This window comes from Streptomyces bobili, from assembly GCF_002154575.1.
Taxonomy (GTDB): domain Bacteria; phylum Actinomycetota; class Actinomycetes; order Streptomycetales; family Streptomycetaceae; genus Streptomyces; species Streptomyces bobili.
Window position 1 is genome coordinate 1 of the sequence record NZ_MUBA01000750.1, and the last position, 1,393, is coordinate 1,393.

The 1,393-nt window shown below is 70.2% G+C and carries 1 protein-coding gene; it reads right to left on the reverse strand.

Annotated elements, in window-relative coordinates:
- The coding region (locus tag BZL64_RS37165; protein ID WP_244205777.1) for an outer membrane protein assembly factor BamB family protein at positions 1 to 1,393 on the reverse strand (1,393 nt) is incomplete at both ends.

The window sequence follows — 1,393 nt, forward strand, 5'->3', positions numbered from 1 at the left end:
AGGCGAGCATCAGCTTCTCCTTCGCGTCGTCGTTGCCCGCCAGCCGGGTGGAGGAGATGTAGAAGCGGCCGTCCGCCCAGGCGACGTCGCGGGAGAAGAAACTGTCCTCCAGGTCGGCCGTGCTCTCCGGCATCTGGAGCAGCGTCGTCGGCGTGTGCGTGGAACCGGCGACCGGGATCGACACGACCCGGCCGGCCGCGTCGTACGACGGCTCGACGTAGGCGACGAGGTTGCCGCCCTCGNNGTCCTCGTCGACGCCGACCTGCGAACGGAACGTGCCGTCCGGCTTGAGCGTCGAGATGTTCCAGGCGTTCTTGTCCTTGTTGGTGCTGTAGATGACCAGCGGGTCCATCGAGTACGCGCGGGCGACCGTCCAGCCCTTGTCGAACTTCTGGGTCCACTTGACCTTGCCGGTCGCCAGGTCCAGCTCCTGCAGTTCGTCGTGCTCGGTCGGGTCGGTCGCGTCGCAGGAGGCCACGGAGATCAGCTTGGCGCCGCCCGCGAACGCGGTCGGGAAGCAGGCGTCGCCGTACTTCTTCTTGTCCCACAGCTTCTTGCCGGTGTTGACGTCGTACGCCGTGCCCGACTGCGAGCGGCCCACCATCAGCGTGTTGCCGGTGACGGACAGTTCGACGGTGATGGCGCTGTCGAAGAGCGCGCCGTCGGCGACCTCCCCGGTCCAGCCCTTGGCGCCGGTGTTGAGGTCGATCTGCTGGAGCTGGTTGCACTTGGCGCGGTCGGTGCTGCCGTTCATGTAGGCCACGACGATCTTGTCGGTGGCCGTCTTCTGCGGGGTGACCGCGCAGACCTTCTGCGGCAGGGCGATGGTGTCCCAGGCGGGCTTGCCGTCGCCGACGTTGTACCCGACGACCTCCTTGTACGCGGCCTTCACCGCGGTCTTGGAGGTGATCCACATGCCGGGGGCCTCGGCGCCGGAGGCGGGCGCGTCGGGCGCCTCCTTGTACCAGAGCACCTTGGCCTCGCCGGTCTTGCGGCCGGCGTTGAAGTCCTCGGGGTCCTCGCCGCCGTCTCCGTCGCCGTCACCGGGGTTGACGGGGCTTTCGACCGCCGACGGCTTGCCGTCGTCGGTCGGTCCGGCGACGGGCTTCTTCTTGCCGCCGTCGTCGTCACCGCTGGTGACCGCGAACACCGTCCCGCCGATGACGAGGAGCGCCGCGACCGCGGCTCCGACGGCCAGCGCGGGCTTCCCCTTGAAGGGGTTGCGCGAGCCGGACCCCGGCGTACCGGGGGCACCGGGGAACTGGGGCGGCGGGTAGCCGTATCCGGGCTGCTGCCCGTAGGGACCGGCCGGCTGGCCGTAGGGTCCCGGCTGCGGCGGCTGTCCGTACGGCCCCGGAGCACCCGGGGTGCCGTAGGGGCCGCTCGGCTGTCC